Origin of the sequence: Brevundimonas sp. Bb-A, from assembly GCF_009394735.1 — a bacterium.
Lineage (GTDB): Bacteria > Pseudomonadota > Alphaproteobacteria > Caulobacterales > Caulobacteraceae > Brevundimonas > Brevundimonas aurantiaca.
Map to the genome: position 1 here is coordinate 1,355,001 of NZ_CP045456.1, position 24,659 is coordinate 1,379,659.

Below are 24,659 nucleotides of genomic sequence, written 5' to 3' on the forward strand. Positions count from 1 at the left end.
ACAAGTACCGTGAGGGAAAGGTGAAAAGCACCCCGACAAGGGGAGTGAAACAGATCCTGAAATCGGAAGCCTACAAGCAGTCGGAGCCCCCAAGCGGGGTGACGGCGTACCTTTTGTATAATGGGTCAGCGACTTCATGTGTCGAGCAAGCTTAAGCCGTTAGGTGTAGGCGCAGCGAAAGCGAGTCTGAATAGGGCGCTAAGTTCGACGTATGACGACCCGAAACCAAGTGATCTATCCATGAGCAGGTTGAAGGTTGGGTAACACCAACTGGAGGACCGAACCGGTGAATGTTGAAAAATTCTCGGATGACTTGTGGATAGGGGTGAAAGGCCAATCAAACTTGGACATAGCTGGTTCTCCGCGAAATCTATTTAGGTAGAGCGTCCGACGAATTCCTTAGGGGGTAGAGCACTGGATGGTTGCGGGCTGCGCGAGCGGTACCAATACTAACCAAACTCCGAATACCTAAGAGAACTATCGGGCAGACACACGGCGGGTGCTAACGTCCGTCGTGAAAAGGGAAACAACCCTAACCATCATCTAAGGCCCCCAAGTACTGGCTAAGTGGGAAACGATGTGGGATTGCTTTGACAATCAGGAGGTTGGCTTAGAAGCAGCCATCCTTTAAAGAAAGCGTAACAGCTCACTGATCAAGCGATCCTGCGCGGAAAATGTAACGGGGCTCAAGCCAGTCGCCGAAGATATGGGTTTGCACTTTGTGCAAGCGGTAGCGGAGCGTTCCGTAAGCCGGTGAAGGTCAGGCGTGAGCCTGGCTGGAGGTATCGGAAGTGAGAATGCTGACATGAGTAACGATAAGAGTGTGAGAGACACTCTCGCCGAAAGACCAAGGGTTCCTGCGTAAAGCTAATCTGCGCAGGGTTAGTCGGCCCCTAAGGCGAGGCTGAAAAGCGTAGTCGATGGGAAGCAGGTAAATATTCCTGCACCAGCTGGAAGTGACGGATGGCATAACTTGTACGGGCTTATTGGATTGTCCGTGCAGGGGCGTCGTCCCAGGAAATAACTCCAGCAGAGACCGTACCCGAAACCGACACAGGTGGTCAGGTAGAGCATACCAAGGCGTTTGAGAGAACTGTGCTGAAGGAACTCGGCAAATTGCACGCGTAACTTCGGAATAAGCGTGACTCACCCTGGGCAACCAGGACTGAGTGGCACAAGCCAGGGGGTAGCGACTGTTTAGCAAAAACACAGGGCTCTGCGAAGCAGCAATGCGACGTATAGGGTCTGACGCCTGCCCGGTGCCTGAAGGTTAAAGGGAGGAGTGAAAGCTCCGAACTGAAGCCCAGGTAAACGGCGGCCGTAACTATAACGGTCCTAAGGTAGCGAAATTCCTTGTCGGGTAAGTTCCGACCTGCACGAATGGCGTAACGACTTCCCCACTGTCTCCAGCACAGGCTCAGTGAAATTGAATTCCCCGTGAAGATGCGGGGTTCCCGCGGTCAGACGGAAAGACCCTATGAACCTTTACTATAGCTTCGCCTTGGCGTTAGCGACCGTATGTGTAGGATAGGTGGGAGACTATGAAACCGGGGCGCCAGCTCTGGTGGAGTCGTCCTTGAAATACCACCCTTACTGTCGTTGACGTCTAACCGAGGACCGTTATCCGGTCCCGGGACATGGCGTGGTGGGTAGTTTGACTGGGGCGGTCGCCTCCCAAAGTGTAACGGAGGCGCGCGATGGTGAGCTCAGAGCGGTCGGAAATCGCTCGTCGAGTGCAATGGCATAAGCTCGCCTGACTGCGAGACTGACAAGTCGAGCAGAGACGAAAGTCGGCCATAGTGATCCGGTGGTCCCGAGTGGAAGGGCCATCGCTCAACGGATAAAAGGTACTCTAGGGATAACAGGCTGATTTTGCCCAAGAGTCCATATCGACGGCAAAGTTTGGCACCTCGATGTCGGCTCATCACATCCTGGGGCTGGAGCAGGTCCCAAGGGTATGGCTGTTCGCCATTTAAAGTGGTACGTGAGCTGGGTTCAGAACGTCGTGAGACAGTTTGGTCCCTATCTGCCGTGGGTGTTCGAAGCTTGAGAGGATCTGTCCCTAGTACGAGAGGACCGGGATGGACATACCTCTGGTGTACCTGTCATGGCGCCAGCTGTGCAGCAGGGTAGCTAAGTATGGAATAGATAACCGCTGAAAGCATCTAAGCGGGAAACTAACCTCAAAACAAGGCTTCGCTGAGGATCGTGGAAGACTACCACGTTGATAGGCCAGGTGTGGAAGCGCGGCGACGCGTGAAGCTTACTGGTACTAATAATCCGATCGGTTTGATCGTTTCTCAGCAAAACTCATTCGATGATCATCAATGACCCGATGATCGTCACGACAATGTCTTCTCATCATCCGCTGTCCGCCTCGTTGACCTGGTGGCTATGTCGGAGGTTCCCCACCCGATCCCATTCCGAACTCGGTCGTTAAGCCCTCCAGAGCCAATGGTACTTCGTCTCAAGGCGCGGGAGAGTAGGTCGCCGCCGGGTCTACCAGGCGGACAGCCGATGATGAAAAACCTATCGAACCCCTCTTCCTCCACAAACCACCCCTGCCGCGGGATGGAGCAGCCCGGTAGCTCGTCAGGCTCATAACCTGAAGGTCGCAGGTTCAAATCCTGCTCCCGCACCCACTACAATAGTACAATCGCCGTCCTGGCCTACCAGGGCGGCGATTTGTCCTTTGACGGTCAGCCCATATTGTCCTCGCTCGGGCAGCGGCGTGACTACAACCGTCTCGATCAGCCGACGCACCAGATCGCGAGCCTCGGCCGCCGCCTCGCTGTCGCTGCGGTGAAGCGCCTGGGCGAGGTCACCCACCACACGGCGATAGTGCTCGGCGATCCCCGGATGCAGCGATACGGGCGAGGGCGCTTCCTCGGCCGCCAGCTCCGCTTCCAAAGCCGCGCGCTGGGCCTCAAGCGTGGCCAGCTTGTCCTTGATCGCCGCGCCGCTCAGGACGCCGTCGGCGACCTGGTCGATCAGGCGCTCTGACCGGCGAATAGCTTCGGCCAGATCGGCTTCCAGTTTGCCGCGCCGGCTTCGGACTTCCCGATTGCGTTTCTCCATTTCCAGGCGCGCCTCCTCCATGGCGGCGGCGACGATGTCAGGCGCGAGAAGGCGATCCCTAAGGGCCGCTAGAACCCGGTCGGAGATGTCTGCGCCCTTGACTCCACGCCCGTTGTCGCAGGCGGCAGGGCCGCGCTCGCGTCGCCAGGAGCAGACGAAGCGTTGCTCTGATCCGCTGCGGATCATCGGGCCGCTGCAGCAGCCGCAAGTCAGCTTGCCGCTGAGCAGATGCTTCGGGCGCACCGAGGCCAGTGACGATGTCTTCTGCGGGCCCAGGCGGTTCTCTTCATAGCGGGCGCGGACCTTGAGCCAGAGCTCTTCTGGAACGATGCGCAGGGCCGGAACCTCCTGACGGACGATGCTGGCGGGATCGCCCTTGCGCGCATTGCGCGCGCCCGTGCTGCGATCCTTCAGCCAGGTCTGGCGGCCGAATACCAGGACGCCCCGATAGAGTTCGTTGTGAATGACGCCGTTCCCGCGATCGGCGTTGCCGTTGATGGTCGAGGCGTTCCACGTCCCGCCCCGAGGGCTGCGGACGCCACGCGCATTCAGGTCCGCCGCTATGGCGCGTGGTGAGGCGCCCGCGGCGTACTTGCGAAAGATCTCGACGACCACCTCGGCCTCAGTCGGGACGAGATCGCGAAGGCCCCTGATCGGCTCGCCGGCGGCGTCGAAGGCGCGGCGGATAGCGTAGCCATAAACCCGACCTCCCGTATGGCGACCGTCCCGGACGACCCCCTCCATGCCCCGCCGGGTTTTCCGGCGGGTCTCCTGCAGGTAGAGGGCGTTCATCGTGCCCTTGAGGCCGACGTGCAGTTCGTCGACGGCGCCTTCCGAGATCGTGTGGATGGCGACGCCGTGGAAGCGCAGGTCCTCAAAGATGGCGGCGATGTCGGCCTGGGACCGCGACAGTCGGTCCAGGGCTTCGCAGATCACCACGTTGAACGCGCCGCCCTTGGCGGCGCGTTCCATGGCCAGGAAGCCGGGGCGGTTGACGATCGAGGCGCCGGATATGCCGGCGTCCTCGAAGGCGCCGACAATCTCGATGCCCTGACGGGCAGCGAAGGCGCGGCAGGCGACCAACTGATCCTCGATCGAGGTCTGCTTCTGCAGATCGCTGGAGAAGCGGGCGTAGAGGGCCGCCCGCATCAGGGGCCGGGTTGCGGTTGAAGGGGCGGCGTTGACCATTACGCGGCCTCGGGCTCGGATTCGGGTGCGGACGGACTGATCTCATCGCCCTGGTGTTCGGTCATAGCCTTGCGCTGCATCGCCTTGAGCCGAGGGGTGTCTGACGCTCCGTTTTCGCAGACCTGCATCGCGTCGACACGGCCGTCCGCCAGCGTGATGACTGAGACCTCAAGGACGCGCAGGCTTTCGAAGATGTCGATGATGTCCGCCTGGGATCGAGACAGGCGATCCAGTCCCTCGCAGATGACGACGTCGAACGCACCGGTTTTGGCGGTCTGCATCAGGTCAAGGAAACCGGGACGATCGACGCTGGAAACGCCGGATGCTCCTGCATCTTCGAAGGCGGCGACGACGTCGATGCCTTCGCGCTCGGCGAAGGTCCGGCACGCCGAGAACGGGTCATGGATCTCGGCGAATTGTTGGGGAACGCTGGCGCTGCGAGTGTAGAGGGCGGCACGCATGAGAAGTCTGGCTCCGGTGAGAAAAAGAACAAGGACAGGGTCGCTGATCGGGCGCTGCACGCGCTAGGGTGACGGCGCAGATCAGCGAAAAGGCGGCCAGCCACGATGGCTCGGGCTGAGGGTGACAGGGCTGCGTCCAGGCGATGGCCTGAACGTGGGGGAGGGGGCACCCCGCCGACTGCCGGCGGGGCTTCGCCTGCACAGCGAGGCGTTAAGCGTCAGGTTCCGGCGGCACCGAGGGCGCGCAGGTCTGAGAGCCCAGCGCCACGCGCATAAGAGCGCGGGCGAGTTCGGCCAGAAGGCTTTCTGCTAGGGCGATACGCACCTCCGGCCGCGCGGAGGCGCCCAGAGCAAGTGTCTGGGCTTGCTGGAAGATGACGGCAGCGGCATGCATCGATGCCTGAGCATCGTGTGCGGCCATGCCCAACGAATCCGGCGAGCCGGTCGCAGGGCTTGATTCCGCCGTCGCTGCGGGAGCTGGGGTCTGCTCCTGCGCGAGGCGGGTAGGGGTGATCGAAGCTCCAGACGGAGCGGTCTTATCAATACTCATGTTCCTGCATCCTTGGGTAAGGGGATGCAGGGATCGGGCTCACAGCCCGCTTAGGCTGGTCGCGGTCGGGTTAATGAGTGGTTGATGCTGTTTTACGTGGAAACCCTCGTCAGGCGCTGAAGAAATCACGGGGCGCACAACCTAGGCCGCGGGCCAGGGCGAAGACGGCTTTCACGCCGACGTTGCGCTCCCCGCGTTCGATACCGCCGATGTAGTTCCGGTGCAGGCCTGAGCGGTGGGCCAGTTCCTCCTGGCTGAGGTCGCGCGCCAGTCGGAGCTGTTTGACAGCCTGGCCGAAGGCGAGAAGGTCCGGATCAGTTTCCACCTCTTCGACTTGCGGCCGAGCTCTGCCCTCATCTACACACTATCAGTGTGATTTCGAATTCCGAGGCAAAGACCATGACGAATACGGCCGGCAGTCTGTTGGACAGCGTGATCGGTGAGGATACCCATCTGGCTGACGCTGACCTTCAGGCGTTGCTGCAGTTCGCTTCTCTAGACGCCATGCGCCGGGCTGTAGCACTGGGTCTGGGCGTCGAAGGCACCCAGGTCCTGCAGGCGCTCCTCATGCTCTGGCAGCAGCGTCCGGTCAGCCGACGGTCTCAGGCGCCCTATATCGTGGCGACCCTGGATGCTCACCTCGAAGACCTGACAGGTCTCGATGCGGTGCGCGTTCATGAGGGGCTGCGCCAGCTCATCGGCTTCGTCAGGGTGGACGATCTGGATCTCTACCTGAGCGGGGATGTCGAGCTGAGTCTCGAGCCGCTTCTCAATGGAAGTGATGGCGACCTCGGTGTGCGCCTGGACAGGTTCTGGCGTGTGTCCCACGTTCGTCGTCGGTTGGAGGCGATGGTCGAGGCCGAGGAGGCGATCGACACCTATCTCTCACAGGCTGAAGCCAGGGTTCCGGTTGGGGGGCGCGAATGGCTGGTCATGCTGCAGGCGCGATGGCGCTGGTTTGAAGAGAACCGGCGCTTCAAGCCGCCGTTGAATGCCCATGAGGTTGTCGATTATCTGTCGGCGTTCGAACTTGAGGTCGTCGAACTGGAAGCGATCCATGACGGCCTGACTGGACTGCTGGGTCGAACGTGCGACTATCCGGTTCTGTTCGCCGAACGTCACCCGGTCTCGACCGGATCTCGTCTCCAGGCGATGCGTGCTCGTCCACACGTCACGATGCGGCCTGTGATCAAGGGGCGTGATAGGTTGGTGGTTATCAAGTGACGGCTACACGTCTCGAGACCGGGAGCGGTTTCGTTCGGATGGCGCTCTCGATAGGTATGGAGGTACTGCGTGGCTGACTTGGGTATTCGCGAGTTTGATCCCGCAGAGGTGCTCACGAGTGCTGAGCGCATCGCCGCCTACATTCAGGTCGTCGCCGATGACACGGACAATGACGCTGGAGAAATCATTCGGGCGTTTCGTGTCGCGGTGCGAGCGCGCGGGGCGTCGATCGTCGCGGCCGACGCCGGCCTGTCCGAGCTGGCCCTTCACGAGGCCCTGGCGGATGGCGCCGATCCGTCGTTCGCAACTGTTCTGAACATCGCCCGTGCGGTCGGCGTGAGGGTGAGTTTCCAGTCCACGAACTGAGCATTCCGGAGTTGATCATGATCCCATCGAGCCTGCTGGAGACCCGAGAGTTCGACGCCGCGAACTACATCGAGACACCGGCCGATGTCGCGGCCTATCTCAAGCTCGCTGTCGCGGAAGAGGAGGGGCCTGAGGAGCTGGCGAGCACCTTGGGCGTCATCCTTCGATCAAAGGGCGGCCAGCGCCTCTCTCTGGCGGCCTTCGTCGGCCTCCTGCACGAGGTCGGTTTGGAGGTGCGCGTAAGCCCGGTCTGAACGGTCATCGACGCGCAAGATTCCATCTCGGGGCGCGGGCCGAATTTCTGCGTCGAAACGCAGCGTGTGGTCCTCTGGAAGGCGGTGTCGCCAAGGGCGTCAGGCTCGGTTTACGCCCTTGCGGCCTAGAGGTTTGTGCTGCCTTTCGGCAGGTCCGAGACCCTGTGCATTTTCGCGCCGATCGCCCTGGTGGGGACTCGTTCAGCAACCTCCCTCGGGAGGTGCACACATTACGCACACCTGCGGTCCGTGTAGTAATTTGAAATTATTAAATAAATTAATTACGAATGGGTGGGTACGTCGACGGTGTTGCTAGGGGAAAAGTCGCCGTTTATGCCGCAGAAACAGCATCTTAGGGTGTGCACGTCGACGTGCCCACCTACCGAGATCCAGAATTTGTATGGCGACGAAACTACCCAGGATCACCGGCCATGTTCAGCCGAAGACAAAAGCTCGGCTTAGCGAGATATCGCGCACAACCTGCAGGCCTATCGGGCGGATTCTCGACGTGGCCATCGAGAATCTATCTGTCGATCGCAAAGACTGGGTAGCCCAGCAGGCCGGCTACCAGACCATGCTGACTGTGGCGCTCCTTACGGCGGTGGCCAGAAAGCAGTTGGGTAATGATCAGTTCACGCAGGTCCGTGACCTTGCAGCCCAGGCCGCTCTTCACGTGTTCGGCCCTCTCGGGGAACGGCCGTTCGATATCCCGGTCGGGCTCCGCATGGATGAGAGGTTGGCGACCATATTCATGGCCTTCCTGGCCGATGACGATAGGTGAGTGATCGCGTCAACGGGGGCGTCTCAAGCGAGGGACCCCCACCGTATCGAACGATGGATCAAGCCATAAACCCGTGTTGAGTTGCAGTTCGGACCCGTGAGCTCGGTGGGCGGTGAAGGCGCAGGGATCTCTGAGGCAGCTAGAAGGGGAGACCGGGCGCCAATGGGCCCGTTCAAACGACGCTTATGGATGCGGTGACACGTCTTTCCCTGAGCGAGGACCCAGGAGGCCTTTATCAGCGTGGTTGGCCCCCGAAGGGGTGGGGGACGTAGCCCAACGGCCGAAACCGTATTCAACCTATGAAGCGACACGGGCGGCGGTTCAAGAGGAGATGAATTCCTTGAGGGGAGGCGTGCCTCCTTCCGGCGCCGTAACCATTTAACAATCCGCTGTTACTAGCTGTGCCGTATGCGGGGCGACGTGACGTGCCCCTGAGAATTTCCTCCACGCGGAGCTAGAGTCCGGCCCTTGAAAGGACGGACGGAATGAAACGAGCGAGATTCACGGAAGAGCAGATCATCGGGATCCTGCGGGAGAACGAGGCCGGTGCCAAAGCGGGCGAGTTGGCGCGCAAGCACGGCGTGTCGGAGGGCACGATCTACGCCTGGAAAGCCAAGTTCGGCGGGATGAGCGTGTCGGACGCCCAGCGCCTGCGCGCCCTGGAAGATGAGAACGGAAAGCTGAAGCGCCTGCTGGCCGACGCCATGCTCGACAAGGCGGCGCTGAACGATCTGCTCTCAAAAAAGTGGTAGGGCCCGCGGCGATGCGCCAAGCCGTCGCCCATGTGAAGGCGACGTTCGGCGTCAGCGAGCGGCGGGCCTGCTCCATCATCAAGGCCGACCGCAAATCGGTGCGCTATCGCTCTTGCCGCCCGCCAGACACGGCGCTGCGGGAGCGGCTGCGCGCCCTGGCTGTCGAGCGGCGACGGTTCGGCTATCGCCGGCTGTTCGTGCTGCTGCGACGTGAAGGCGAGCCTTCGGGCAAGAACCGGATCTACCGGCTCTACCGCGAGGAAGGTCTGACGGTGCGCAAGCGCCGCTCCCGTCGTCGAGCCATCGGCACGCGGGCGCCGATCCTGATCGAGGCAAGGCCGAACGCCCGCTGGTCGCTGGACTTTGTGCACGACCAGTTCGCCACGGGCCGCCGCTTCCGCATTCTCAACGTGGTCGACGACGTCACCCGCGAGTGCCTGGCGGCGATCCCCGATCGATCTCGGGACGCCGCGTCGCGCGCGAGCTGACAGCGCTGATCGCTCGACGGGGCCGTCCCGCCATGATCGTCAGCGACAACGGCACGGAATTCACGTCCACGGCCATCCTGGCCTGGGCGCAGGATCATGGCGTCGACTGGCACTACATCGCGCCCGGCAAGCCGACCCAGAACGGGTTTGTGGAATCCTTCAACGGCCGGATGCGCGACGAACTGCTCAACGAGAGCCTGTTCTTTAGTCTGGATCACGCCCGCCAGAAGGTCGCTGCCTGGGCGCTGGACTACAATACCCGCCGGCCGCACTCGTCGATCGGCTACCTCACCCCGGAGGCCTTTGCCGCCAGTCTGACCGCAACAGGCCGACCCGCTGCGCAGGATGAAAGCTGCGCGGCTCGGCCTGTTGCTCACCCCACGCTACGAGGCGTAACTAACCCAAGGACTCTGGTCGCCGCTGGATGAAAACTCAGGGGCACGTCAGTCCAGAAGCCGTTCCAGTGGGCGGTCGTCGCCTGGACGCCGGCGCTGTAGGCCGGTGTCGCGGGCGCTCGCTCTTGCCGATCGAAGCGGACCATGACGGTCAGCCGGTCGCGACCGGCGGCGACCGCTCGAAAGGCGTCGGCGCCGGTTTGCTCGATCTCACCGGAAGCGGTGATGCCCGAATAATAGCGGGTGTCGTCCAGGGTGCGGCGAATGCGGACGTCGCCCGCGTCTTGGGCGACGACGGTCAGGCTTTGGGCTCCCGAGGCGTCAAACGACGTCGGATCGGGATTGATGGCGGGGGCGACGCTTGGATAGCGGACCTGAACGCCCAGGCCTCGCGTGGAGACCAAGGGGGAGACGATCTCGACCATAACCATGTCCAGGCTCGGGTGGACGCGGGTGACGACCTCGACCGGCTGGCCGTCATAGGTGAAGCGGCTGGTCAGGGCCCCGGACCACAGGTCCAGCGTCTGGCGGGTGTGAGCGACCTTGGCGAATTCCAGCGGCCCGCCGTCGGCGAAGGTCAGGCCGATGCGACTGAGAGAGAACCGATGCGGATTGGCCCGCAGCCAGGTGTAGGCGGGCTGGGTTTCGGCCACCGCCCACGACTTCATCCAGGCATAGGGTTGTTCCCCCCGTCCCGGCACGGGCACGTCGATCAGGCCGTCCTGTTCGGTATAGCCGTTCGGATTGGGAAAGCTGTGCCAGGCCCACTGCGCCATGGTCAGCAGGGGGGACAGTTCCGAATACTGTGCCGGAAAGGTCTGCAACCCCGTGATGTCGGCGGTGAAGCCCAGGTTCCCATTGCCCAGCATGATCGGCGCATGAGGGTCTATCGAGGTCAGCGTCACATTATGGCGCGTGACCAGGGCGTGTCGGTCGATCGGCGCGGCGGGCGCGACGGCGACGGGCGCGACTGTCTGGGCGCAGGCCGCAGTGGGGCCGGCCAGCAGGGTGAAGGCGAGAAGGGCGGCGCGGAAACCCATTACTTCGCCTCCGCCTTCAGCCCCAAGCCCGCGCCCTTCCATCCGTACCAGGCGACGACCGCGAAACAGACCGCAGGCATCAGGAAGGCGACGTTGGCGCCGTAGAGGTCGGCGATCCTGCCCATCGGCCACGGCAGCAGCACGCCGCCGCCGATCGCCATGACCATCAGGGACGAGGCGCGCTTGGTGGCGGCGCCCAGCCCGGTCGTGCCCAATGCGAAGATGGTCGCGAACATGGTCGACATGAAGAAGAAGACGGCGATCAGGGCGACCGGCGAGACGATATTGATCCCGGCCGCCACGACCAGGGTCAGGACGACATTGATCAGGCCATAGGCCGTCAGCAGGGCGCGCGGCCTGATCTTCAGCAGCAGGGCGGTGGCGAAGAAGCGGCCGACCAGATAGCCGATGGCCGCCAGCGACAGCATGAAGGCGCCTTGCTGCGACGTCAGGCCCTGCCAGTTGTGGGTCACCAGATTGATGAAATAGGCGCCGATGCCGACCTGGGCGCCGATATAAAGGGCCTGGGTGATCACGCCGGCGACGAAGTGCGGCTGTTTCGACAGGGGCAGGGCGGGAACGTCGCCCTCGGCCGAGCCGTGGTCCGACAGGCCGGTCTCCGGCAGGCGGGCGCGCCAGACGGCCAGGGCGAACAGGATCACCCCGACGGCGATCAGGCCGTAGACGATCTGGATCGAGCGGGTCGCCCCGCCCAGGGCCTGGGTCGTCGTCGGGCTGAAGAAGACGGCGCCGCCGATCAGCGGCCCGAAGAAGACGCCCAGGGCGTTAAACGATTGGGCCAGGTTCAGCCGCTGAGACGCCTTGGCCGGATCGCCCAAGACGTTGACGTAGGTGTCGGCGCTGGTTTCCAGAATGCACAGGCCGGCGGCCAGAACGAACATGGATCCGACGAAGGGCAGGAAGGCCCCTGCGCCCGCCGCCGGGATGAACAGCAGGGCGCCGATCGCGGTGACCGCCAGGCCCGACACGATGCCGAACTTGTAGCCCCGGGCGTGCAGCAACAGGCCCGCCGGGATCGACAGCAGCAGATAGGCCCCGAAATAGGCGATCTGCAGCCAGGCGCTGTCGGCCTGGCTGATGCTGAGCGTCTCCTGGAAATGCTTGTTCAGCACGTCCAGCAGGCCATAGGCCAGGCCCCAGATCAGGAAGCAGGCGATGGCGAAGGCCAGCGGGCCCTTCAAGGAACCGGCAGGCCCCGAAACTGAGGGCTGGGCCAGACCTCCGGGGGTGTGGGCGGCGTCGGTCTCGATGACCATTGGGGCTCTCCTGGTGTTTCTCGCGGGCCTGGCCGTCTTTTCGCGGCCTCGGCGGGTGGGTGTCAGATGCGGTAGATCGCCTCGGCGTTGGCGGCGAACAGGCGGTCGCGCTCTTCGGCCGAGAAGTCGGCCGTGATCGCGTCGAAGGCGGAATAGAAGGCGTCGAAGGTTCCGTGGACCCGCTCGACCGGGAAGTCGGAGGCGAACATGGCCCGCTCGGTCCCGAAGGCGTCGATACACTCCAGGACGACGGGGCGAATGCTGTCGGGGGTCCAGGCGAGGTCGGTGATGCCGAGGCCGGAAATCTTGATCGAGACCTGGGGTTGGGCGGCCAGCAGGCGCAGACCCCGCTTCCAGCGCTCCATTCCCGCTGCGTCTCGGTCGGTCGGCAGTCCGGCGTGATTGACGATCATCGAAATGTCGGGGTGACGCGCGGCGATGATGGCGGCGGCCGCCATCTGCGACGGATAGAGCTGGAGGTCGAACGACAGGCCGTGCCGCGCCAGTTTCGCGAAGCCCGCCACCCACTGCGGATCTCGCAACAGGTCTCGGTCGGTATAGGTTTTCAGCGGATCCTCGTGCCAGCAGACGATCTGGCGCACGCCGCGCACGTTCGCGCGGGCGGCGTGAGCCTCCAGCAGGGCGTCCAGGTGTGGGTCAAGCATGTCGGCGCCGGCGACGATCGCGTGTGGATAACCGGTGTCATCGGCGAGCGATTGTAGCCAGTCTGTTTCGGCCAGTTGCCGGCCTACCGGCTGGCCGGCCTCGACGTGAACGATCTTTTCCACACGCCAGCCGGCCGTATCGGCCAGATAGTCGTCCAGCAGATAGTTCGCGTTGGCGATGGACGACATGTCCCCGGCTGGATTGTTCGGCAGGGGATCGTCCTGAAGCCAGCCGTAGCGCGCCCGTGACAGGTCCCACAGATGGACGTGCGAATCGACGATGCGGAGATCCGAGCCCACGGCGTACACTCAGTAGGTCGTGCGCCCGCCGGACGTGTCGAACGTCGAGGCGGTGGTGAAGCTGCACTCTTCGGAGGCCATAAAGCAGACCATGGCGGCGCTTTCCTCGACCTCGCCCAAGCGGCCCATGGGGATTTTGGAGCGCATATAGTCGACCTGGCTCTGGGGCAGTTGCTCCAGGATCGGGCTTTCGAAGGTGGCGGGGGTCAGGCTGTTGGCGATGACGCCCTTGCCGGCCAATTCCTTGCCCAGAGACTTGGTGAAGCCGATCACCCCCGCCTTTGACGCCGAATAGGCGCTGGCGTTGGGATTGCCTTCCTTGCCCGCGACCGAGGCCACATTGACGATCCGGCCGTAGCCGTTCGCCAGCATGAAGGGCACGACGGCGCGGCAGCAGTAGAAGACGCCGTTCAGATTGATGTCCACGACCCGCTTCCAGCTGTCGATCGGAAACTCTTGCACCGGCGCGGTGGCGCCCGTGACGCCGGCGGAGGCGACCAGGATGTCGATGCGGCCGCCCAGGGCCGCGTTCGAAGTCTCGGCGGCCGACGCGACCGCCTCGGGATCGGCCACGTCCAGGGCCACGGTCGTCACGGCGCCGACCTCAGCTGCGGCGGCCTTAAGCGTGTCCGCGTTCAGATCCCACAGCACCACCCGGCCGCCCTCGGCGACGATGCGGGCGGCGGCGGCCTTGCCCAGGCCCGAGGCCCCGCCGGTCACGACGGCGGCCCGGCCTGCAAAACGTCCTTCATAGGCGCTCATGCGACCAGATCCCTGGACCAGGCGACCACGGCCTGACGCTGGCTGCCCAGCTTGTCGATGCCCAGCTCCATCACGTCGCCGGCCTTGAGGTAGAAGGGTTCGGGCTTCTGGCCCAGGCCCACGCCGGGCGGGGTGCCGGTGGTGATCAGATCCCCCGGCTCCAGCGTCATGAACTGGCTGACGTAGGACACGATCTCGGCGACGCCGAAGATCATGGTCCGGGTGTTGCCGGTCTGCATCCGCTTGCCGTTCAGGTCCAGCCACATGTCCAGGTTCTGGACGTCGCCGACCTCGTCGGGGGTGACGATCCAGGGGCCGACCGGACCGAAGGTGTCGCACCCCTTGCCCTTGTCCCAGGTGCCGCCACGCTCGGTCTGGAAGGCGCGCTCGGACACGTCGTTGATCAGCACATAGCCGGCCACATGATCCAGGGCGTCGGCCTGTTCGACGTAGGAGGCCCGCCTGCCGATGACGATGCCCAGCTCGACCTCCCAGTCGGTCTTCTCAGAGCCGCGCGGGATGACGACCGTGTCGTTCGGTCCCTGAAGGCAGGAGACCGCCTTGGCGAAGACGACAGGCTCCGACGGAATGGGCAGGTTCGATTCCTCGGCGTGGTCGGCGAAGTTCAGGCCGATGGCGATGAATTTGCGCACGCCGTTCACCGGCACGCCGTAGCGCGGCTGACCTTCGACCAGCGGCAGGCGCTCGGGATCGATCGCCTTCAGCGCAGCCAGGCCTTCGCCCCACAGCTGGTCGGGCGTGATGTCGGCGACCACGCCGGACAGGTCGCGGATGCGGCCGTTCGCATCCAGCAGGCCGGGCTTTTCCTGGCCCCTGGGGCCGTAGCGAAGCAGTTTCATGAGACGGGGGGACTCTCGACTAGCGGGCGTAGGGGCGGTGCAGGGCGATGTCGCGGTTCAGCTCCACGCCGAAGCCTGGCGTGTCAGGAACCTTGAGCCTGCCGTTGACCGGCACGGGTTCGCCGATCAGCTGCGGATGGAACATGGGCACGACCTCGTCGGCGCCGGGGGCCATCATCAGGAACTCGGCGAAGGGGCTGTTATGGCGCGTGACCACAAAGTGGTAGGAATAGACGCTGGACCCGTGGGGGATCATCAGCACGCCCTTGGAATCGGCCAGGGCGGAGATCTTCTGCAGTTCGGTGACGCCGCCGCACCAGCCGACGTCCGGCTGGATGATGTCGCAGCATTCCATTTCCAGCAGCATGCGGAAGCCCCAGCGGGTCGCCTCATGCTCGCCGGTGGTCACCAGCATCCCCTTGGGGGCGTTCTTTTTCAGCGCCTGATAGCCCCAGTAGTCGTCGGGGCTCAGCGCCTCCTCGATCCACTTCAGACCCAGTTTGTGCGCCTCATGGGCCAGGCGGGTGGCGTAGTTCAGGTCCAGCGCCATCCAGCAGTCGAACATCAGCCAGAAGTCGTCGCCGCAGGCGTTCCGCATGGCCTCCAGCTCGGCGAGGTTCTTCTTCAGGCCCTCCTCGCCCTCGGCAGGGCCGTGGTGCAGGGGCATCTTGCCGCCGATGAAACCCAGTTCCTTGGCTTTGTCGGGCCGGGCGCCGGTGGCGTAGAAGGTCAGTTCGTCGCGCACGGCCCCGCCCAGCATGGCGAAGACCGGCTCCTGGCGCAGACGGCCCAACAGGTCCCACAGGGCCAGATCGACGCCCGAGATGGCGTTCACCACCAGACCCTTGCGGCCGTAATACTGGGTCGAGAAATACATCTGGTCCCAGATCTTCTCGACCTCGGACGGGTCGCGCCCTTCCAGGAAGCGGGCCAGGTGTTTTTCGACGATATAGGCGGCGGGTTCGCCGCCGGTCGTGACCGCGAAACCGACGACGCCGTTCTCGGCCTCGATCTCGACCACCAGCGTGCCCAGCACATTGATGCCGAAGCTGCGGCGGCTCTGACGATACTCGGGATATTTCGCCATAGGCGTGGCGATATGGTCGTCGATCCAGTGGCCGTCGCCCTGATCGTGATAGTCGGCGCCGCCGCCGGTCCCGTCGTTTTTAACGACGAAGGCGCGGACATGCTTGATCCGGGGCAGGCGGCTCATTGCGAACCCGCCAAAAAGCGGCGATCCTCTCCCATATTTCGGGATTTCACTGGCTTTCCTCCCTGCGACACGCCAAGGTTCCCTGCATAGCTTTGGACGACTTGCGCGTTTTGCTACATTCTGAGAATGAGGATTACGAAATGGGACGAACGGCGTCAATCAAGACCATGCAGGTCGCAGGTGAAGAAGAGGCGGGGGCCAAGGCGTCCGGCAGCCAGACCCTGCTGCGCGGTCTGGACGTCATCGACGCCTTGATCGAAGGCTCCCTGCCGCTGGCCGAACTGTCGGAAAAGCTGGATCTGACCCGCAGCACCACCCACCGCCTGGCCTCGGCCCTGGTGGAGCGTCGTCTGCTGTCGTTCCGGCCGCGCGAGGGCTATTCCCTGGGGCCGAAACTGCTGGAGCTGGGGCACGCCGCCAGCCAGCAGATGCATCTGCCGCGCGTCGCCCGGCCCTGGCTGGAGCAGCTGTCGGCCGCCACGGACGACACGGTGCATCTGGGCGTGCTGGACGGCCGTCATGCCCTCTATCTGGACAAGGTGGCCGGGCGTCGCCGCATCAACATCGGTTCGCGCCTGGGCGAACGTCACCCCATCGCCTCGACCGGCCTGGGCAAGGCGCTGATCCTGGACAAGACCGAGGCGGAGTGGATCGATTTCTACGCCGAGCCGGACGCCAAGTTCGACTCGGCCGCGCGCGCCGTCTGGCTGGAGCGGATGCGCGGCTACGCCCAGAAGGGCTACGCCTTCGATCTTGAGGAGAACGAAGACCAGATCCGCTGCGTCGCTGCTCCGATCCGCTCGGTCGACGGCCGAATCGTCGCGGCCCTCAGCGTCTCCTCGGCCGCTCAATACATGTCCGACGCGCGAATGAGCGAACTGACCAAGACCGTGACGGAGGCCGCTGACGCCATCAGCGCCGACCTCGGCTGGTCGCCCAAAACCTGATCCAAACCCACAGAACCGCTGGAGCCCCCATGCTGCTTGAGAACAAGGTCGTCCTGATCACCGGGGCGTCGCGAGGCATCGGACGGGCGACCGCGATCGAGTCTGCGCGCCAGGGCGCAGACGTGGCGATCAACACCTTTCGCGACGCCGAGGCCGCCGCAGATGTCGTCGCCGAGATCGAGCGGCTGGGCCGCCGGGCCGTCGCCGTCGATGGCGACGTGGCCCTGCCGGACAGCGCCGCCGACTTCATCGACCGGTCGGTCCAGGCCCTGGGCCGGGTGGACGTCTTCGTCTCCAATGCCGGGATCTGCCCCTTCCACGCCTTTCTGGACATGCCGGTGGAGACCCTGCGCCGGACCATGGAGGTCAATCTGCACGGGGCCTATTTCATGACCCAGGCCGCCGCGAACCAGATGGTGAAGCAGGGGGGCGGCGGCGCCATTGTGGCGATCAGCTCCATCTCGGCCCTGGTCGGCGGCGAGATGCAGACCCACTACACCCCGACCAAGGCCGGGGTTCACAGTCTGATGCAATCCTGCGCCGTGGCCCTGGGCCAATACGGCATTCGCTGCAACTCGGTCCTGCCCGGCACCATCGCCACCGACATCAATAAGGACGACCTGTCCGATCCCGCCAAGCGGACCTATATGGAAGGCCGTATTCCGCTGGGGCGGCTGGGCCGGCCCGAGGACATCGCCTCGGTGGTCGCCTTCCTGGCGTCCGACATGGCGGGTTATATGTCCGGCGCCGCCCTGCTGGTCGACGGCGGCGCGTTCGCCAACTTCCAGTAAGACAGGCCCATGATCATCTCGTCGCCCAGCGATTACCGCGAGGCCGCGCGGCGCAAACTGCCGCCCTTCCTGTTTCACTATATCGACGGCGGCGCCTATGCCGAACACACCCTGCGCCGCAACGTCGAGGACTGGCGCGACGTCGCCCTGCGCCAGCGGGTGTTGCAGGACATGTCCAGCCTCAGCCTGGAGACGCCACTGTTCGACGAGACCCTGCGTCTGCCGATCGTCCTGGCGCCGGTCGGCCTGACGGGCATGTACGCCCGGCGCGGCGAGGTGCAGGCGGCCCGGGCGGCGGCGTCGCGCGGCGTGCCCTTCACCCTGTCCACCGTCTCGGTCTGCCCCATCGAAGAGGTGGCGCCCGCCATCGACCGGCCGATGTGGTTCCAGCTGTATGTGCTGCGCGATCGGGGCTTCATGAAGAACGCCCTGGAAAGGGCGAAGGCGGCGGGGGTGAAGACCCTGGTCTTCACCGTCGACATGCCCACCCCCGGCGCCCGCTATCGCGACGCCCATTCCGGCATGAGCGGGCCCAACGCCGAGATGCGCCGCATGATCCAGGCCATGACCCATCCCGCCTGGGCCTGGGACGTCGGGGTGAGGGGGCGGCCGCACGACCTGGGCAACGTTTCCCGATATCTGGGCAAGGCGACGGGTCTGGCCGACTATATCGGCTGGCTGGGCGCCAATTTCGATCCTTCGATCTCGTGGAAGGATCTTCAGTGGATCCGCGACGCCTGGGACGGTCCCATGATCATCAAGGGCGTCCTGGATCCCCAGGATGCGCGTGACGCCGTGGCCTTCGGCGCCGACGGGATCGTTGTGTCGAACCATGGCGGGCGTCAGCTGGACGGCGTTCTCTCCTCGGCGCGGGCCTTGCCGGCCATCGCCGACGCGGTTCAGGGCGACCTGAAGATCCTCGTGGATTCCGGCATCCGCAACGGCCTAGACGTGGTGCGGGCCCTGGCGCTCGGCGCGGACGCCGTGATGTTAGGGCGCGCCTTCATCTACGCCCTGGCGGCGCGGGGGCAGGCGGGCGTGGGCGACCTTCTCGATCTGTTCGAAAAGGAGATGCGCGTGGCCATGACCCTGACGGGAGCCAAGTTCGTCTCCGCCCTTGATCGCACTCTGATCGTGGAGTGACGGCGCAGGGGCCGTCCAACGGCGGGCGGTTGCGTCTCATGTTTCATTATGTAGAAGTGTTTCCCAAAATATTGGGAGTACGCTCGTGAGTTCTGTCTTTACCCGATCCTTCACCGCCCTGGGGGCTCTGACCCTGGTCGCCATGGCCGGAGCGCCGGCTGAGGCCGAGGTTCTTCGCCTGAACACCCCGGCCGTCGGTCTGACCATTGATCGGATCGGCGCCCTGCCGGATGGGGAGCGCGGCGCCTGGGTCGAGTATCTGGCTCGTTCCCAGGCCCAGCACCTGGCGGACCGGGCGGCTCTGGCCGCCGAACTGCCGCCTGGCGCGACTCCGCCGCCGCCGCCTCAGGCCGTGGGGCCCAGCCAGTACAACATGCCTCTGGACCGGGCGTCGGATTGGTACGGATCGGCGCAGGCTCGCCGGATCGCCGACGCCATCGTCAGCTTCCAGACGCCGGCCGGCGGGTGGAGCAAGAACCAGGATCGGACGATCGCGCGTCTGCCCGGTCAACGGTTCTCGAACGACGCCGAGACCATGGAGCAAAATCCGGCCAATTTCGACGCCCCCGCGGACCGGTTCTGGACCTTCGTCGGCACCCTCGACAATGAGGCGACCTGGACAGAGATGCGCTTCCTGGCCAAGGTCGCGGCCCACGCCCCCGGCGCCCAGGGCGACGCCTGGCGCGCCAGTATCGAGCGCGGCGTGCGCTATCTGTTGGACGCCCAATATCCGAACGGCGGCTGGCCGCAGATCTGGCCTCTGGAAGGCGGCTTCCACGATTCCATCACCTTCAACGACAACGCTGTCGCCAACGCCGCCATGCTGCTGCGGGACGTTTCGGAGGGACGCGAGGGCTTCGACTTCGTTTCGAACGATTTGAAGTCCAGGGCAGGGGAGGCGACGCACAAGGCGGTCGAAGTCATTTTGGCGGCCCAGGTGCGTCAGGGCGATCGCCTGCTGGGCTGGCCTCAGCAGGTGGAGCCGATGCGCTTGGTCCCGACCAGCGCCCGCAACTATGAGCCTCGCTCCATCGCCAGCGGCGAAACCACCGACATCCTAATCTTCCTGATGCGCGAGCCGAACCCTTCCGCCGAGCTCAAGGCGGCCGTGCGCGGCGCGGCGGCTTGGCTGGAGGCGGTCCGGGTCTATGACAAGTCGTTCGAAATGACAGATCAGGGCCGCAAACTGATCGACAAGCCCGGCGCCGGTCCGATCTGGTCGCGCAACTATGATCTGGTGACCGGACGGCCGATCTTCGGCGACAAGGACCAGACCATCCACGACGACGTGAACGAGATTTCGATCGGGCGGCGCAACGGCTATTCCTGGTGGATCACCTCGCCGCAACGGGCGCTTGATCTGTACGCCGTCTGGTCGGCGGAGAACGGCTGATCGGGGGCGTCCGGCCGTCGAACTTTTTTCTCCCTCGTTCGGCGGCCTTTGACGGAAACGGTCGCGCCGCTCATCGTCATCAGATGGAGGGGCCTGTGGCGACCAGACTGAGCATTCCAAGCGACGAGGCCGTGCGCTGGCTGGCGCGCGAGGTTCTGCCGCATGAGGCGGACGTCCGCCGCTGGCTTGCCCAGTCCTTGGTCGCCGCCTCCGAAACGGACGATGTGATCCAGGAGGCCTATTGCCGACTGGTCGATCTGGACGATCCAGGCCGCATCCGCAGCCCCCGCGCCTACTTCTTCCAGACCGCCCGGTCGATCGTTCTCGAACAGCTGCGTCGGCAACGCGTCGTTCGGTTCGAAACCGTGACGGAAATCGACGGTCTGAACATCGAGTGGGACGAACCGTCTCCGGAGCGTATTGCGGCCGGGCGCAAGGAACTTGAACGCGTGATGCAGATCATCAGCCGTCTGCCCGACCGATGCCGGCGCATCTTCGAGATGCGGCGCATTCTGGGTCTGTCGCAGCGGGAGATCGCACGCCAACTGGGCGTCAGCGAGAATGTGGTCGAGAACGAAGCCGCGCGTGGGCTGAAGGCGATTCTGGCCGCCTTGGCCGCCGAGGAGGCGCCGGCCATGACGAGGCGCAAGGCATGAGCGCTTCCGACCTGAATCCGATCGATGCGGAAGCGGCCGCCTGGGCGGTGAAGCTGGATCGCCCGTTGCCGGATTGCGAACGCTCGGCCTTGGAGACCTGGCTGGCCCACGATCGACGTCACCGCGGAGCGCTGGCGCGAGCGCAGGCCGCCTATTGTCTAGCCGCCGCGCCCGCCCAGGCGGCAGAACCCGGGGCGCCGACAGAGCGGCCGGCTCGGCGCTGGGTCCTGGCGGGCGCGGCCGGCGTGGCCGCCTCGCTGGCGGCCGGCGGTGTTTTCGTCTCGGCCCTGCAACGCCAGCGACTGTCCACTCGTCTGGGCGAGATCCGCCGGGTGCCCCTGGAGGATGGATCTCTGGCCGCGATCAACACCGATACGGTGGTCGAGGTCAGCCTGAAGCCGCGCCGCCGCGAGGTCGCGATCGAGCGCGGCGAGGCCTGGTTCCAGGTCGCCAAGGACGCCGCCCGCCCCTTCGTCGTCGAGGCCGGCGCTGTGCGGGTGCAGGCGGTCGGCACTGCCTTTTCCGTGCGCCGCAAGACCATCGGCGCCCAGGTCATGGTGACCGAAGGCGTCGTCGAGGTCTGGAGCGTCGACGACCCCGGCGGCGCGCGGCGGCGCGTCAAGGCGGGCGAACAGGTCTTCATCGGCGACAAGGCCGGCGCGGCGCGTCCCGTCAGCCGCCCCCTGGAGGCGGAGCGCGCCCTGGCCTGGCGCGACGGTCAGGTGGTGCTTGACGGCGACACGGTCGCCGCCGCCGCCGCCGAGTTCAATCGCTACAACAGCCGCAAGATCATCATCAGCGACCCGGCCCTGGAGGGGCGCCGTGTGGTGGGCTGGTTCCGCACGAACGAGCCCGACAGCTTCGCACGGGCGGTCGCCGTCGCGCACGGCGCATCGGTCCAGGTTGCCGACACCGTCATCGTCTTGGGCGGCTGAAGAAGAAAAATGACGGGCGCGTGACGGAAAGTCCGCGCCTGAGCATCGCTTGAATGGAACCCTCGTCAGAAGGGTCCGGGAACAGGAAACAGATAAGGGAGGGCCTGCGCATGCCATTCGCGCCAAAATTCGACGCTCGCGCGTCGCTCATGATCGCCGTCAGCACCATCGCCCTGGCTTCGGCCGGAGCCGCCCACGCCCAGACGCGGCAGTTCAACGTGCCGGCCCAACCCGCCGCGACCGGCGTGCCGGCCTTCGCCCGGCAGGCGGATCTCCAGCTCCTGGCGTCCTCTGACGCCGTGGCGGGGCAGCAGACCGGCGCGGTTCAGGGGGTGCTGACCGTGCAGCAGGGCCTGGACCGACTGCTCGCCGGCACCAACCTCGTCGTCGCGTCCAACGACGGACGGACCGCCGTCCTCGCCCGCGACACCCGCGTCGCCCAGGGGGATGAGACGCAGGATCCGGTCTCTGAAGTCGACTCGATTGTGGTAACCGGTTTCCGCGCCTCGCTCAGCAGCGCCCTGACGACCAAGCGCCGCGCCAACGGCGTCGTGGACGTCATCAAGGCCGAGGACATGGCCGACTTCCCGGACGCAAACCTGGCGGAATCCATCCAGCGGGTGCCGGGCGTCTCCATCGCCCGCGACGCCGGCGAGGGCCGACAGATCACCGTGCGCGGCCTGGGACCGCAGTTCACCCGCGTGCGCATCAACGGCGTGGAGGGTCAGAGCACGGCCTCGGGCACCGACAGCTCGGGCGGCGCCAACCGCAACCGCGCCTTCGATTTCAACGTCTTCGCCTCGGAACTCTTCAACAGCATCACCGTGCGTAAGACCGCCTCGGCCGAGACGGAGGAAGGCTCGCTGGGCGCCACCGTCGATCTGCAGACCGGCCGGCCCTTCGACTACGCCGGCGCCAACCTGGTCCTGTCGGGTCAGTACGGCTACAATGATCTGTCGCAGGAATGGGACCCCCGGTTCGCCGCCTTGGCCAGCAACACCTGGATGGACGGCCGCCTGGGCGCCCTGGTCTCGGTCGCCTACACCAAGCGGCGTCTGCTGGAGGAAGGCCACGGGTCCGGCGGCTGGCTGAACGGAACCGAGGCGGGCGGATACAACCCGGCTTCACCCTTCGCCGATGCGCGCCGGGCGGACGTCTATTCGCCGCGCTTTCCCCGCTACGGCCGTCTGACCCATGATCAGGAGCGGTTGGGCCTGACGGGTTCGCTGCAGTTCCGCCCGCAGGAACAGACGCTGATCAACCTTGATCTCCTCTATTCCGATTTCAAGGCGACGCGGCAGGAGAACTGGCTGGAAGCCCTGTCCTTCGCCCGCAACGCCTCCCAGGGCGGCCGGCCTGAAATCATCGTTCGCGACGGCGTCATCGATGCGAACGGCGACATGGTCTATGGTCTGTTCGACGACGTCGATGTGGAGACCGAAACCCGCTTTGACGAGCTGGACACCAAATACACCCAGGCGACGCTGAGCCTGGAGCACGACTTCAGCGATCGCTTCCGGGTGAAGGGTCTGGTCGGCTACTCCAAGTCGGACTTCGACAATCCGATCCAGACCACGGTCATCCTGAACCGCGAGAATTCGGACAACTATTTCTACGACTACCGTGAGAACCGGAACGCGCCGCTGATCGGCTTCGGCTATGACGTCACCGATCCGCTGGCCTATAATTTCGGCGCCGCCCGCTCGGAAATCCGTCTGCGGCCTCAGGGCGTGACCAACACCATCAAGACGGCCCAGTTTGACGCCGGCTATGATTTCAATCCGTCCCTGACCCTGAAGGCCGGCGTCAACTACAAGGAATATGAGTTCGATTCCTGGGCCTTGGCGCGGGTCAACGAAGGCGTGGTGCCCCAGCTGCCGGCCGGGGTGACCCTGGCCAGCCTGACCGAACTGGTCAGCGGCTTCGGCCGGAACCTGGATGCGCCGGCCGGAACGGTCACCAGCTGGATCGCGCCGAACCTTCAGGCCTTCGCCGACCTGTTCGACATCTACAGCAACACGGGCCTGTTCGAGCTGAGCGGGGCGTCCAACAGCAATGCGCGCGGCAATATCCGCAGCGTGACGGAGAAGGATTCGGCCGCCTATCTGCAACTGGACTTCAGCACCGAACTGGCCGGCGTGCCGATCCGCGGCGACGTGGGCGTGCGCTATGTGAAGACGGAACAGAGCTCGACCGGCTATCAGCTGGTCGCCGGAGCGGCGCAGCAGACGACGGTGGACCGCGACTATGACGACGTCCTGCCCGCCCTGAACGTCACTGCTGAAGTGACGCCGGACTTCCTGGTCCGCTTCGGCGCGGCCAAGGTCATGACCCGCCCGAACCTGGGCAGTGTCACGCCCGGCGGCAGCCTCAGCACCGTGGGCGTCTTCAGCGTCAGCTCGGGCAACCCCTATCTGGACCCCATCCGGGCCACCACCTACGACCTTTCGGCCGAGTGGTATTTCGCGCCGGAAGCCCTGCTGTCGGTCGGTCTGTTCTACAAGGACATCGACAGCTACATTCAGACGTCCAGGATCTCGCGCCCGTTCAATGAATCGGGTCTGCCGCTCGAACTGCTGAACGGCCTGGGGGTCTCGCCCAGCGACGTCTTCCTGTTCAGCCAGCCGGTCAACACCGAGGGCGGTCCGCTGAAGGGGATCGAAGTCAGCTACCAGCAGCCGTTCAGCTTCCTGCCGGGACCCTTCGACAATCTGGGCGCCATCTTCAACGTCACCCTGGTGGATTCCAAGATCAGCTATATCTCGTCGCGGTCCCCGACCGGCTTTGTCGAGAACGACCTGATCGGCCTGTCGAAAACGGCCTATAACGCCACCCTCTATTACGAGGACGATCGGTTCAGCGCCCGCGTCTCGGCCGCCTACCGCGACCGCTATCTGACGGCCGTGCCCAGCGGGACCAGCACCAACGACATCGACGGGGTGCGCGACATCGTCACTGTGGACGCCTCGGCCTCCTACGCCCTGAACGACCGCATCAAGCTGACGTTCGAAGGGCTGAACCTGACCGACGCCTTCAACGAGCAATATACGGACAGCCGTCGCGACAGCATCTACGTCTATTCGCACACCGGCCGGCAGTACAACTTCGGCGTCCGCTACAGCTTCTAGTCATCCTCTCCC

At 64.7% G+C, this 24,659-nt stretch carries 21 protein-coding genes, 1 tRNA gene, 2 rRNA genes and 2 pseudogenes (1 of these 26 only partly in view); 17 read left to right on the top strand and 9 right to left on the bottom strand.

The features are described 5' to 3' along the window. The 4 genes from BSP_RS06650 to BSP_RS16335 form a co-directional block, all read left to right on the top strand. A 23S ribosomal RNA gene (locus BSP_RS06650) occupies positions 1-2,297 on the top strand (it extends 489 nt beyond the left edge of the window). 87 nt (positions 2,298-2,384) lie between these two features. Further along, positions 2,385-2,499, top strand: a 5S ribosomal RNA gene (rrf, locus tag BSP_RS06655). Positions 2,500-2,565: 66 nt separating this feature from the next. Further along, positions 2,566-2,642, top strand: a tRNA-Met gene (locus BSP_RS06660). Between the two features lie 43 nt (positions 2,643-2,685). After that, a complete protein-coding gene (locus BSP_RS16335; RefSeq protein WP_227976066.1) occupies positions 2,686-3,003 on the top strand; it encodes a hypothetical protein in 318 nt (105 codons plus the stop codon). Positions 3,004-3,147: 144 nt separating this feature from the next. Here BSP_RS16335 and BSP_RS16600 read toward each other — a convergent pair. Next, positions 3,148-3,870 (bottom strand): annotated as a pseudogene (locus tag BSP_RS16600) (recombinase family protein); the annotation flags it as partial. An 18-nt stretch (positions 3,871-3,888) separates the two neighbouring features. Here BSP_RS16600 and BSP_RS16470 point away from each other — a divergent pair. Continuing rightward, the gene (locus BSP_RS16470) at positions 3,889-4,248 is read left to right on the top strand and encodes a hypothetical protein (protein WP_152949712.1); all 360 of its coding nucleotides are present in this window, start codon (positions 3,889-3,891) and stop codon (positions 4,246-4,248) included. A 17-nt stretch (positions 4,249-4,265) separates the two neighbouring features. Here the strand turns inward: BSP_RS16470 and BSP_RS06680 are convergent, their stop codons facing one another. Further along, a complete protein-coding gene (locus BSP_RS06680; RefSeq protein ID WP_152949713.1) occupies positions 4,266-4,727 on the bottom strand; it encodes a recombinase family protein in 462 nt (153 codons plus the stop codon). A 659-nt stretch (positions 4,728-5,386) separates the two neighbouring features. Next, positions 5,387-5,602 carry a helix-turn-helix domain-containing protein gene (locus BSP_RS06685; RefSeq protein WP_152949714.1) on the bottom strand — a complete coding sequence of 72 codons (216 nt, stop codon included), beginning with the start codon at positions 5,600-5,602 and terminating at the stop codon, positions 5,387-5,389. Positions 5,603-5,676: 74 nt separating this feature from the next. Here BSP_RS06685 and BSP_RS06690 point away from each other — a divergent pair, with 74 nt between their 5' ends. From BSP_RS06690 to BSP_RS06710, 5 genes and pseudogenes are all read left to right on the top strand, one after another. Continuing rightward, positions 5,677-6,501 (top strand): hypothetical protein, encoded by an 825-nt coding sequence (locus BSP_RS06690; RefSeq protein ID WP_152949715.1) that lies wholly within the window; start codon positions 5,677-5,679, stop codon positions 6,499-6,501. A 69-nt stretch (positions 6,502-6,570) separates the two neighbouring features. Then, positions 6,571-6,867, top strand: a complete 297-nt coding sequence (locus tag BSP_RS06695; RefSeq protein WP_152949716.1) for an addiction module antidote protein — start codon at positions 6,571-6,573, stop codon at positions 6,865-6,867. Positions 6,868-6,884: 17 nt separating this feature from the next. Further along, complete coding sequence (locus BSP_RS06700; protein ID WP_152949717.1) at positions 6,885-7,121, top strand: DNA-binding protein; 237 nt, start codon at positions 6,885-6,887, stop codon at positions 7,119-7,121. Positions 7,122-7,629: 508 nt separating this feature from the next. After that, positions 7,630-7,902 (top strand): hypothetical protein, encoded by a 273-nt coding sequence (locus BSP_RS06705; protein ID WP_152949718.1) that lies wholly within the window; start codon positions 7,630-7,632, stop codon positions 7,900-7,902. A 485-nt stretch (positions 7,903-8,387) separates the two neighbouring features. Continuing rightward, a pseudogene (locus BSP_RS06710) lies at positions 8,388-9,570 on the top strand (IS3 family transposase). Here BSP_RS06710 and BSP_RS06715 read toward each other — a convergent pair. From BSP_RS06715 to rhmD, 6 genes are all read right to left on the bottom strand, one after another. After that, on the bottom strand, positions 9,516-10,577 hold the full coding sequence (locus BSP_RS06715; protein ID WP_152949719.1) for a hypothetical protein: 1,062 nt from the start codon (positions 10,575-10,577) through the stop codon (positions 9,516-9,518). The pseudogene BSP_RS06710 and the gene BSP_RS06715 sit on opposite strands and share 55 nt — an antisense overlap. Then, the gene (locus BSP_RS06720; RefSeq protein WP_152949720.1) at positions 10,577-11,854 is read right to left on the bottom strand and encodes a sugar MFS transporter; all 1,278 of its coding nucleotides are present in this window, start codon (positions 11,852-11,854) and stop codon (positions 10,577-10,579) included. Before BSP_RS06720 ends, BSP_RS06715 begins: the two co-directional genes overlap by 1 nt. 62 nt (positions 11,855-11,916) lie before the next feature. After that, on the bottom strand, positions 11,917-12,819 hold the full coding sequence (locus BSP_RS06725) for an amidohydrolase (protein WP_152949721.1): 903 nt from the start codon (positions 12,817-12,819) through the stop codon (positions 11,917-11,919). Positions 12,820-12,828: 9 nt separating this feature from the next. Beyond that, positions 12,829-13,581: an SDR family NAD(P)-dependent oxidoreductase gene (locus BSP_RS06730; protein WP_152949722.1), complete on the bottom strand. Its 753-nt coding sequence runs from the start codon at positions 13,579-13,581 to the stop codon at positions 12,829-12,831. Next, positions 13,578-14,441 carry a fumarylacetoacetate hydrolase family protein gene (locus BSP_RS06735; protein WP_152949723.1) on the bottom strand — a complete coding sequence of 288 codons (864 nt, stop codon included), beginning with the start codon at positions 14,439-14,441 and terminating at the stop codon, positions 13,578-13,580. The genes BSP_RS06730 and BSP_RS06735 overlap by 4 nt, the downstream gene beginning before the upstream one ends. Positions 14,442-14,460: 19 nt before the next feature. Then, a complete protein-coding gene (gene rhmD, locus BSP_RS06740; RefSeq protein WP_152949724.1) occupies positions 14,461-15,654 on the bottom strand; it encodes an L-rhamnonate dehydratase in 1,194 nt (397 codons plus the stop codon). A gap of 140 nt (positions 15,655-15,794) precedes the next feature. On the opposite strand from rhmD, the gene BSP_RS06745 reads away from it, so the two are divergent. The 7 genes from BSP_RS06745 (at position 15,795) to BSP_RS06775 (ending at position 24,647) form a co-directional block, all read left to right on the top strand. After that, on the top strand, positions 15,795-16,601 hold the full coding sequence (locus BSP_RS06745) for an IclR family transcriptional regulator (protein ID WP_183217621.1): 807 nt from the start codon (positions 15,795-15,797) through the stop codon (positions 16,599-16,601). A 29-nt stretch (positions 16,602-16,630) separates the two neighbouring features. Next, positions 16,631-17,392: an SDR family NAD(P)-dependent oxidoreductase gene (locus BSP_RS06750; protein ID WP_152949726.1), complete on the top strand. Its 762-nt coding sequence runs from the start codon at positions 16,631-16,633 to the stop codon at positions 17,390-17,392. A gap of 9 nt (positions 17,393-17,401) precedes the next feature. Then, a complete protein-coding gene (gene lldD, locus BSP_RS06755) occupies positions 17,402-18,535 on the top strand; it encodes an FMN-dependent L-lactate dehydrogenase LldD (RefSeq protein ID WP_152949727.1) in 1,134 nt (377 codons plus the stop codon). A gap of 85 nt (positions 18,536-18,620) precedes the next feature. After that, entirely contained in the window at positions 18,621-19,928 is a 1,308-nt protein-coding gene (pelA, locus tag BSP_RS06760) for a pectate lyase (protein WP_227976067.1), read from the top strand. 95 nt (positions 19,929-20,023) lie between these two features. Beyond that, positions 20,024-20,584 carry a sigma-70 family RNA polymerase sigma factor gene (locus BSP_RS06765; protein WP_227976068.1) on the top strand — a complete coding sequence of 187 codons (561 nt, stop codon included), beginning with the start codon at positions 20,024-20,026 and terminating at the stop codon, positions 20,582-20,584. Next, on the top strand, positions 20,581-21,519 hold the full coding sequence (locus BSP_RS06770; RefSeq protein ID WP_152949729.1) for a FecR family protein: 939 nt from the start codon (positions 20,581-20,583) through the stop codon (positions 21,517-21,519). Before BSP_RS06765 ends, BSP_RS06770 begins: the two co-directional genes overlap by 4 nt. Positions 21,520-21,668: 149 nt before the next feature. Beyond that, positions 21,669-24,647: a TonB-dependent receptor gene (locus tag BSP_RS06775; protein WP_227976069.1), complete on the top strand. Its 2,979-nt coding sequence runs from the start codon at positions 21,669-21,671 to the stop codon at positions 24,645-24,647. The last annotated feature ends 12 nt before the right edge of the window (positions 24,648-24,659 follow it).

Bases quoted from the DNA above. Each gene is read 5' to 3' on its own strand.
- BSP_RS06680 (WP_152949713.1), bottom strand. From the start codon at position 4,727: ATGCGTGCCGCCCTCTACACTCGCAGCGCCAGCGTTCCCCAACAATTC.
- BSP_RS06720 (WP_152949720.1), bottom strand. From the start codon at position 11,854: ATGGTCATCGAGACCGACGCCGCCCACACCCCCGGAGGTCTGGCCCAG.
- BSP_RS06700 (WP_152949717.1), top strand. From the start codon at position 6,885: ATGATCCCATCGAGCCTGCTGGAGACCCGAGAGTTCGACGCCGCGAAC.
- BSP_RS06750 (WP_152949726.1), top strand. From the start codon at position 16,631: ATGCTGCTTGAGAACAAGGTCGTCCTGATCACCGGGGCGTCGCGAGGC.
- BSP_RS06715 (WP_152949719.1), bottom strand. From the start codon at position 10,577: ATGGGTTTCCGCGCCGCCCTTCTCGCCTTCACCCTGCTGGCCGGCCCC.
- BSP_RS06775 (WP_227976069.1), top strand. From the start codon at position 21,669: ATGATCGCCGTCAGCACCATCGCCCTGGCTTCGGCCGGAGCCGCCCAC.
- BSP_RS06690 (WP_152949715.1), top strand. From the start codon at position 5,677: ATGACGAATACGGCCGGCAGTCTGTTGGACAGCGTGATCGGTGAGGAT.
- BSP_RS06735 (WP_152949723.1), bottom strand. From the start codon at position 14,441: ATGAAACTGCTTCGCTACGGCCCCAGGGGCCAGGAAAAGCCCGGCCTG.
- lldD (WP_152949727.1), top strand. From the start codon at position 17,402: ATGATCATCTCGTCGCCCAGCGATTACCGCGAGGCCGCGCGGCGCAAA.
- BSP_RS06730 (WP_152949722.1), bottom strand. From the start codon at position 13,581: ATGAGCGCCTATGAAGGACGTTTTGCAGGCCGGGCCGCCGTCGTGACC.
- BSP_RS06770 (WP_152949729.1), top strand. From the start codon at position 20,581: ATGAGCGCTTCCGACCTGAATCCGATCGATGCGGAAGCGGCCGCCTGG.
- rhmD (WP_152949724.1), bottom strand. From the start codon at position 15,654: ATGAGCCGCCTGCCCCGGATCAAGCATGTCCGCGCCTTCGTCGTTAAA.
- BSP_RS06745 (WP_183217621.1), top strand. From the start codon at position 15,795: ATGGGACGAACGGCGTCAATCAAGACCATGCAGGTCGCAGGTGAAGAA.